The 7,315-nt window shown below is 57.4% G+C and carries 10 protein-coding genes; 2 read left to right on the plus strand and 8 right to left on the minus strand.

Translation table 11 applies throughout. The features are described 5' to 3' along the window. Positions 1 to 218: 218 nt before the first annotated feature. Together RTI30_RS11180 and RTI30_RS11185 are read left to right on the plus strand one after the other, a co-directional pair. The gene (locus RTI30_RS11180) at positions 219 to 431 is read left to right on the plus strand and encodes an AbrB/MazE/SpoVT family DNA-binding domain-containing protein (RefSeq protein WP_312274847.1); all 213 of its coding nucleotides are present in this window, start codon (positions 219 to 221) and stop codon (positions 429 to 431) included. 74 nt (positions 432 to 505) lie between these two features. Continuing rightward, positions 506 to 835 (plus strand): type II toxin-antitoxin system VapC family toxin, encoded by a 330-nt coding sequence (locus RTI30_RS11185; protein ID WP_312263467.1) that lies wholly within the window; start codon positions 506 to 508, stop codon positions 833 to 835. Between the two features lie 38 nt (positions 836 to 873). Here the strand turns inward: RTI30_RS11185 and galE are convergent, their stop codons facing one another. The 8 genes from galE to RTI30_RS11225 all read right to left on the minus strand — a co-directional run. Further along, positions 874 to 1,860 (minus strand): UDP-glucose 4-epimerase GalE, encoded by a 987-nt coding sequence (galE, locus tag RTI30_RS11190; RefSeq protein WP_312263466.1) that lies wholly within the window; start codon positions 1,858 to 1,860, stop codon positions 874 to 876. A 74-nt stretch (positions 1,861 to 1,934) separates the two neighbouring features. Beyond that, entirely contained in the window at positions 1,935 to 2,687 is a 753-nt protein-coding gene (locus RTI30_RS11195) for a hypothetical protein (RefSeq protein ID WP_312274845.1), read from the minus strand. A 67-nt stretch (positions 2,688 to 2,754) separates the two neighbouring features. Further along, entirely contained in the window at positions 2,755 to 2,976 is a 222-nt protein-coding gene (locus RTI30_RS11200; RefSeq protein WP_312263464.1) for a hypothetical protein, read from the minus strand. A 23-nt stretch (positions 2,977 to 2,999) separates the two neighbouring features. Beyond that, the gene (locus RTI30_RS11205) at positions 3,000 to 3,686 is read right to left on the minus strand and encodes a hypothetical protein (protein ID WP_312263152.1); all 687 of its coding nucleotides are present in this window, start codon (positions 3,684 to 3,686) and stop codon (positions 3,000 to 3,002) included. Positions 3,687 to 4,143: 457 nt separating this feature from the next. Next, positions 4,144 to 4,446, minus strand: coding sequence for a hypothetical protein (locus RTI30_RS11210; RefSeq protein ID WP_312283776.1), 303 nt, complete (start codon positions 4,444 to 4,446; stop codon positions 4,144 to 4,146). 230 nt (positions 4,447 to 4,676) lie between these two features. Then, the gene (locus tag RTI30_RS11215; RefSeq protein WP_312263150.1) at positions 4,677 to 5,504 is read right to left on the minus strand and encodes a hypothetical protein; all 828 of its coding nucleotides are present in this window, start codon (positions 5,502 to 5,504) and stop codon (positions 4,677 to 4,679) included. Between the two features lie 95 nt (positions 5,505 to 5,599). Continuing rightward, positions 5,600 to 6,145: a hypothetical protein gene (locus RTI30_RS11220; RefSeq protein ID WP_312263149.1), complete on the minus strand. Its 546-nt coding sequence runs from the start codon at positions 6,143 to 6,145 to the stop codon at positions 5,600 to 5,602. 195 nt (positions 6,146 to 6,340) lie between these two features. Next, positions 6,341 to 7,315, minus strand: a 975-nt coding sequence (locus RTI30_RS11225) for a hypothetical protein (protein WP_312283777.1), incomplete at its 5' end; no start/stop codon positions are given.

Below are 7,315 nucleotides of genomic sequence, written 5' to 3' on the forward strand. Positions count from 1 at the left end.
CCCGGTAAAACCCCCGGATCCGGTACCCGACATGTTGAACCTGCATGGCACTCCTCCCTCGCCAAAGAAGTGCCAAAGGTTTGTGAACTTATGCAGTGCCCGGCTAGGCTGCGCCAATGCCTGGGTGGCAGCAGTTCGGCGTCTGCAACCGATTGGCAAGATTCATTAGGCTCAGCTATTTTTACGAGAAGCTTATCGACCCCTATGAAGCAAGAATGATGGTCACGACGGCAACCCTATCCAGCAACTACCAGATATCCATTCCGAAGGTGGTGCGCGAGGAACAGCATTGGCAAGCTGGGCAGAAGTTCGTATTTATCCCCAAAGGAAAGGGCGTACTGGTAATGCCTGTACCTGAGGCAGAGGAGCTTGCTGGCATCGCTCGCGGATCACGCACCAGAGCTTTGCGTGACCGAGCGGATCGGTTCTAGTGGCCACTACGCCATGTGTAGTCGATACTTCGGCGTGGGTGGAGTGGTTGGTCGGTACCAAATTGGGCAAGTAGGTGGCCACGCACTTCCCGGAAAAGCCACAGTGGATCGTTCCCACTCTGGTGCAGTTTGCGCTCTCGAAGTGGTTGTTGCGCGAAGTTGGCGAAGAGAAAGCCGACCAGGTGATTGCCTTTTCCCAACAGTGCGTGGTCGTACCCCTCGATACCCGCATCGCGCTCCCGGCCGTCGAACTACATCGAGAATACAAATTAGCAACCGCCGATGCCATCGTCTATGCGACCGCACGTCACCACAGTGCAAGCCTACTCACCTGCGATGCACATTTTCGAGGGCTCCCCAACGTGACACTCTTCGACAAGACCAGCCCGAAGGATTTTGGATGACACCACTCCTCGGCCCGCGGTAACCAGCCCCGCGCGCTTTACCAGCATTTTCCTTTTTGCTGCTCCCAGGCCCAGGCGTGGGCGATGATGGTATCGAGCTCGGCGTACTGGGGCTGCCAGCCCAGGGTCGAGCGGGCTTGTTGGCTGTCGGCAACGAGGATGGCGGGGTCGCCGGGGCGACGCGCTTCGGCGCGAACGGGGATATCCTTACCCGTAACCCGGCGCGCGGTGTCGATGACTTCCTGCACCGAAAATCCCAACCCATTGCCCAGGTTGAGGGCAAGGCTCGCGCCGCCGTCGAGCAGATGTTCGAGGGCCAAGAGATGGGCGCTGCAGAGGTCCCAAACGTGGATGTAGTCGCGGATGCAGGTGCCGTCGGGGGTATCGTAGTCGCTACCAAAGACGGCAATCTGCGGCCGGCGGCCGCTTGCCGCCTGCAGCACCAGGGGAATCAGGTGGCTTTCGGGATCATGGCGCTCGCCGAGTTCGCCTTCGGGGTCGGCGCCCGCGGCATTGAAGTAGCGCAGACAAACGGCGCGTAGGCCCTGGCTGCGGCCGAGGTCGCCGAGCATCTCCTCGACCATGCGCTTGGAGCGCCCATACGGGTTGATGGGCCGGGTGGGATGCGCCTCGTCGATGGGGGTGTACTCGGGTTCGCCAAAGATGGCAGCGGTGGAGGAGAAGAGAAAGCTGCGCACCCCATGGCGGTCCATGGCGTCCAAGAGGTTCAGGGTGTTGGCGACATTGTTGCGGTAGTAGCGGGCGGGGATTTGCATCGACTCCCCCACTTGGCTCAAGGCCGCAAAGTGCAGCACCGCGGCAAAGTGCTGTTCGCCAAAGAGGCGGTCGAGCAGGGCGCTGTCGGCCAAGTCGCCCTCCACCAGGGTGCCGTAGCGGGCGGCGTCGGCAAAGCCGGTGCAGAGGTTGTCGAGCACCACCACGCGGTGGCCGGCCTGCGCCAGCATCTTGACCATGTGCGAGCCGATATAGCCCGCCCCGCCAACAACGAGAATCGGGTCTTTCATGCTGCGGCCCTGAGCTGGGTTCCGGTGGCTGGGCACAGGCGCTTACGGTAGTGGTGCATCTCATTCTTCCTGAGCTAACGAGTTATTGGGCAGGGCTTGGGCACGAGGGTAGTGAGGGGCGGCGGCAGCGTCAAGGTGGCGTATGAGTCCACCACTTTTGGCACGGGCAGACGGCACTGATCGAGTTTGCCGGGGGTGCAGGGTAGACGGTAGGCGACGATGGGCATGTGATACTGGCTCCTATGGGTGCAGACACGGGTCTTGCTGCCGCTGCAGTCGACATTCATACCCAATGCATCGGCAGCAGCCCAAGACTGTAAGGAGGGCAGGAGGGAAGGCAGGCGCTTGGGATCACGCACAAAAAGGCGAATCCGCGCCTCTGCAGGCAGGCGACTCTCGCCCGCTGCTTGCTTGTAGAGTCCATCCACAAGGGCTAGGGCTAGGACTTTGCCATCTGGTCCGCTGAAGACCGCGGTCTGCAGCTGCGCGTTATGAGGCTCGAAACCCCAACTCAGTGTCAGGTTCTCCGGCAAGAAAGCGCGAGGTAGAGGACTGATACTCAGGCCACGAATACTGCGCGCCTCGAGGGTTTCCGTGGGACCGAGAGGTAAGCCGCGATCCTTGCCGAAAAAGTCAAGCAAAGCCTCACGGCCAAGCTGCGGACCAGTGAATTGTCGCTTGGTACTCGAGATCTGTCGTAATCGATTGCGCATGACCTGAACCACACAAGGACCCTTGTCGCCGCAGGCCAACAGCCCATGCTCGAAGTCTTGTTGATCCTTCAGGAGTGCCCGACAGTAGGACGTCCCTCTCCCAGCCTGTTGCAAGTCCTCCCAGAAAGAGACCGTGAGCGTGGACTGAAGAAGTGGAGGGTTGTCCGTCCAGTCCTTTGGCTTAGTAGGTGCGGATGACCTCACAGACCCTCTGCCAAGGTGACTGCGGGTTTTGCCGACAGCGTGCCGAAATCCAATCGTCGGTATAGGTCGACTTTGCCAAGGCCGGGCAGTCGTCCATAGCGCGGCTCGGAATCTCGGCCAGGGCAAAGGGGGTCGGCAATACCACCAGAAACAGGGGAAAAAGCCAGCGATACGCTCGCAACAGAGGATGGAACGACATGGGTGTTCTCCTTGCGGGCTCATTCATTGCGAAAAACGCTCTAAAGGCACTGCAACAGGCGGGTGCTCGATGACCGGTAGTCGGCAACTCGGGCGATTGGGATGCTTGCAGCCCAGGTCGTACGCCTCCATGGGCGGGCGGCTTGCCTGCTTGGCTTGGCTGCAAAGCTCTGCATCTTTGCCTTTGCAGTCGAGGTTGAAGCCGAGGAGATCCGCCAGGGTCCAGCTGTAGATGACGGGCAAGAGCTTGCCCAATTCACCTGCACTGCGCACATAGATACGCAACCGACCGGAGTATGTACCCCCTTCAGAACGCCAGGCGCGGTAGACATCGTCTGCCGTCACCAATGCCGCAATCTTGCCCTGGGGATCGAGCACACCCAAGGTTTGCACCGTAGCTTGATGCGGCTGGAAGCCCCATTGCAACTGGTAGCCGTTATCTAGGGTGGCCTGCCGCAGGGGATAGATCGCTAACCCGGCAAGGAGCCTTTGGTACAACGGCCGTCCCTCGGGTGTTTTCCAGGCGCGGGTGAGGCGCTGCATCTCCTCGACGGGGAAGGGCTGCTCGACTTTTCGGCGCTGGGCCATGAGCTCTTCATTTCGCGCCTGCTCAACATCGCCGATGCAAACGATATTCTTGCCGCAGCGATCCCGCCGATCCAGAAAGGCTTTTTGTTCGGCGATGACCCGCTGTTGCGCCACACTGCCCATGGGAAGATCGCGTAGTAGCCGCTCATAATTTCCTTGGGTGTGGCCCCAAAAGGAGATGGCATTAGTTATCGGGTTTTCAGTATGACCGTCCCAAGGTGGCGCGTGGTGAAGAGCGTCGCACATCACTTTGATGGATGGCCGTTGTGGACGGTCTGGAAAACACGTCAAATAATCATCGGAGGTATAAGGGAATTCACCGGCAGCTAGTGCGGTGCCTGCGGCATATAGCAGGATGAAGCCAAGCCCTGCAGCGGCAGCTTTTTGCTTCGGTGATCGCCACGTTATCCCTTTCTTTCTCCAACCGCGCGCTGTGTGACATAGCATATACCCTGCCTTTTCCATTTCATGTACTTACGCTTCGCTCAATCATGTTTTTACGATTTCGTATATGCCATTGGTTGTTTTAGCGCCATGGGGAAAGGGGCCAGAGCCAGAAAGATGCCAAGGCTTGCGGGCATTACGATGCTTCCTTCTTCCATCGAAATTTGTGCAGCGTCTGCATAAGGGCTTGCGTAAAATTGAGGGACAGGGTTTGGTTAGGGTTGCTGCACTGGTAGCGCCGAGTCTTGCCGCCCTGCGACTGCTCGTAGATGGAGGCACCGCGCAGGGGGTCGATGAGAGTGATGCTCTGTTTTTGGCTGGTAAAGCGCAAACTGGCATCGCCATTGGAGTCGGATTCGTAATGTAGCCCAAGGCTGGGCTGGCCCCCGTCGATTATCACACGCTCTTTGCCGGATGTTTCTGCCTCTCGCACCGCCAACCGGGCTGCGCCTGTACCCTGCCGTGCGAGACACAGCACTATGGTTCGCTTTGGCAATGTGCACTCCCAGAGCGTCAACGCTTTTGTTCCGCAATAGCGATTTTTGGGAAGATCGTCTGCCGGTATCGGGGGAAGTCCCTTCGTTCGAGATGTTGCGGCGGCCGAGGGGTTCGGCGCCGCAAGTGTCGTAACGTAATTTGCTGTCTGCGGAGCAGGGTGGATCAAACTGTTCATTTGATCCTTTGGTAAATGAGGAAGCCGTCTACATAATATTGTATCAACATACCCCCGCGGGTGGGCTCTAAAAAGAAGGCAGTGTCGCGTTTTCCTTCACATCGATTGGCAAACCCGATAAGAAGCCATTGCGAGTCTTTCCTGCTTTCGGAAAAATCTGGGCTAAATATTGGTTCTAGAGCCTTTAGCCGCTCGGCACTCAAGGGTTTGCCATTCCAGGTCTTCAGTCGACCACTTTTGAGCTCTTCTAGAGCAGTATCATCTTCGGTGAGATATCCACCCGTTTGTGACCATCCGATCTGGTTATAACCTGTCGGCGGAATTTCGAGAGGAAGCCAGCGAATGATATCTGCCGCTGCCTTGGCAGGCGTGCAGCCATCGGTGCCGTATTCAAACATCAGCACCTTGGGATCTTTTCCGTCCAGCACGATGCGGCCGGTTTTGCCCAGCACCTCCTCGGGGGCGTCTTTCGCCAAAACCCCAAATCCATAGGTTGCAATCACACGCCACTCGCCGGCAACCAACGCCCGAATGGCTGCCGTGTCTTTGGGGTTATTCACAATTTTCTGGACGATGGGTTGGACTGGGATTGACGGATGCCAACCGTTGTCATCCGAGGTTGCCGCACTCGACAACCCAGGAGTGAGGCACAATAACAGGACGGTAAGTCCGCAGAACAGTAGCGTCTGCTCCGCGCTTCCGCCAGGGTGTTGGCTCGTTTTCGCTTCTCCAGATGCTCGAGCAAGGGCCGTACCCAAAAGCCCGCACATCCCCACACCCAAGCGCAAAATCCAACCGATCTGTTTACGTCGCTTTCTTTTCATGTTCGCTCCCTTTGATAGTATTCCCTGCAACAGAACCGGGAACCAAATCAATCAGCTGGACGCTCTCTGACTCTCGTCTCTCCCGATATCCAGGATTACCGATCAGACGCCGCCCTTTTTGCACTGTTTGCTTGATTAACACCCTCCATACTTTGTGGTTTCAGGGCAAGATTGAGTTCATCCTTATCTCCATACTTCCTCGCGTCATAACAGCGCAGGGTGCCCTTGGTAAATTTTTTCTGAAATGCCTTAATCACCGTTTCGGTATCGTCATAGGGTTCGATGTTCTCATGAGTTTCCATCGTTTCCCACGTTTTAGCATCAAAGATATAGCGAATGATGTATCCCCCACCCACCGAAGGAAAAGCCGATGGCGCCGAGTCATAGACGATTAAAATTGCTTGCGCTGCACCGCCACAATATTTTCCCGGAAAAGTAAAAGCATCTATACTTCCGCTCGCTGGTGAGCCGGTTTGGTCATCAAGCCGGACTAGCAACTTACCATCTCGGGATAAGGTCACCACATAATGAGTCTGATCTAGTGGATTCGGCTGGCGGATGTTGAGAACAACCCCGGACCCCTGGGCCAGCGCGCCCTGGGCCAACGCAAAGAAAGCGAGAAACAGCCATAACGTCTTCATTTCACGATCTCCCGAACACGGTCTCCGTGCGTCTAGTGTGTATCCGACGGGTGCTCCAGTTCTCCACAGCGCCCATTTCCGATCCCGCGCTCGTACCGCGTCGTCCATCCGCAGAGTCTCGCGTCTCCCATCGTCCGCCGCGTGGGCCTTTTGCGTCCGGTGCGCTACGGACTTTTTTCTGCCGGACAAGGCAGGTCAGTCGTTGGGCAGCGTGTACGCTTCTCGCAGATCCTGCAACCACTTCGTCTGCTCGATGGCCGTCCAATACTGGATACGCTGCGGGTCGATCTGCGGTCGGTAGAGCTTGGCAAAGCGCAAAGCGGCCTCGCGGTAGCGCAGCCACTGCCGCTCGATCTTCCGTATCGTCTGTGGTGATGGCCGATGTTCGCACACCTCCAATTGTCTCTCCGTCAGGTGCTTGCAGGGCGCCTGCAGCATTGTCAGTAGCTGCGCGTATTCCTGGTTCAACCGAGATTCCGCCGCCTCGACCTCGTCCTCGCGTACCTTGGGCACGCGATCCTTGCGCAGGTCTTCTAACTGCACAAAAAATTGGTCGTAAACGTCCTCTTCTTCCTCTGCGAGTCGGACGTTCGCCCAGTCGGCACTACCGAAAGTATAATAGGGATAGGTCTCTTCTTTATAAAATGTCACAAATTTTTTATAAGATTTCCAGTAGTTCCATAAGGCCGCTCGCTGCTTCGCGGGCATGCCTGCCCCGATCATGCCAAGCTTGATCTCACGTTTTTTGTCATTTAACGTCCGGGTAATGAAACTACAATTACGCGCACTCATGCCACTCGTGATATCGTCGCACGTGTCGTAGGGTTTGACCTTTTTCCCCCGGGCTAGGGCTGTGCCCATGGCTTCCAAATGGGCCAAACGGCGCGCCGTTTCCAGAGGCGCCACTCCGGTATGACACGCGTACTTTTCCGCCAAGGGGATGTTGCGCGGCACACCGTACCCATTGGCGTAGATCATGGCCAGCACGTCGTCTTCCGTCCCTTGGTCGGAGTAGGCATCCATACGGAGTCCTTTGGCCCCGTTTATCACGGCAAAGGCCCCCAGGCGCGCCAAGCGATAGTCCGTCGGCCCCGTGAAACCGTAGTAGTAGTCTGCCGGACTGCGTCGCAGGCGCTCGATGTCCTTGGGCATGGGCAGATCTCCTGGGGG

The sequence above is a fragment of the Candidatus Igneacidithiobacillus taiwanensis genome (assembly GCF_031962545.1).
GTDB classification, from domain to species: Bacteria; Pseudomonadota; Gammaproteobacteria; order Acidithiobacillales; family Acidithiobacillaceae; genus Igneacidithiobacillus; species Igneacidithiobacillus taiwanensis.

Bases quoted from the DNA above. Each gene is read 5' to 3' on its own strand.
- RTI30_RS11180 (WP_312274847.1), top strand. From the start codon at position 219: ATGGTCACGACGGCAACCCTATCCAGCAACTACCAGATATCCATTCCG.
- RTI30_RS11205 (WP_312263152.1), bottom strand. From the start codon at position 3,686: ATGGGCAGTGTGGCGCAACAGCGGGTCATCGCCGAACAAAAAGCCTTT.
- RTI30_RS11200 (WP_312263464.1), bottom strand. From the start codon at position 2,976: ATGTCGTTCCATCCTCTGTTGCGAGCGTATCGCTGGCTTTTTCCCCTG.
- RTI30_RS11215 (WP_312263150.1), bottom strand. From the start codon at position 5,504: ATGAAAAGAAAGCGACGTAAACAGATCGGTTGGATTTTGCGCTTGGGT.
- galE (WP_312263466.1), bottom strand. From the start codon at position 1,860: ATGAAAGACCCGATTCTCGTTGTTGGCGGGGCGGGCTATATCGGCTCG.
- RTI30_RS11220 (WP_312263149.1), bottom strand. From the start codon at position 6,145: ATGAAGACGTTATGGCTGTTTCTCGCTTTCTTTGCGTTGGCCCAGGGC.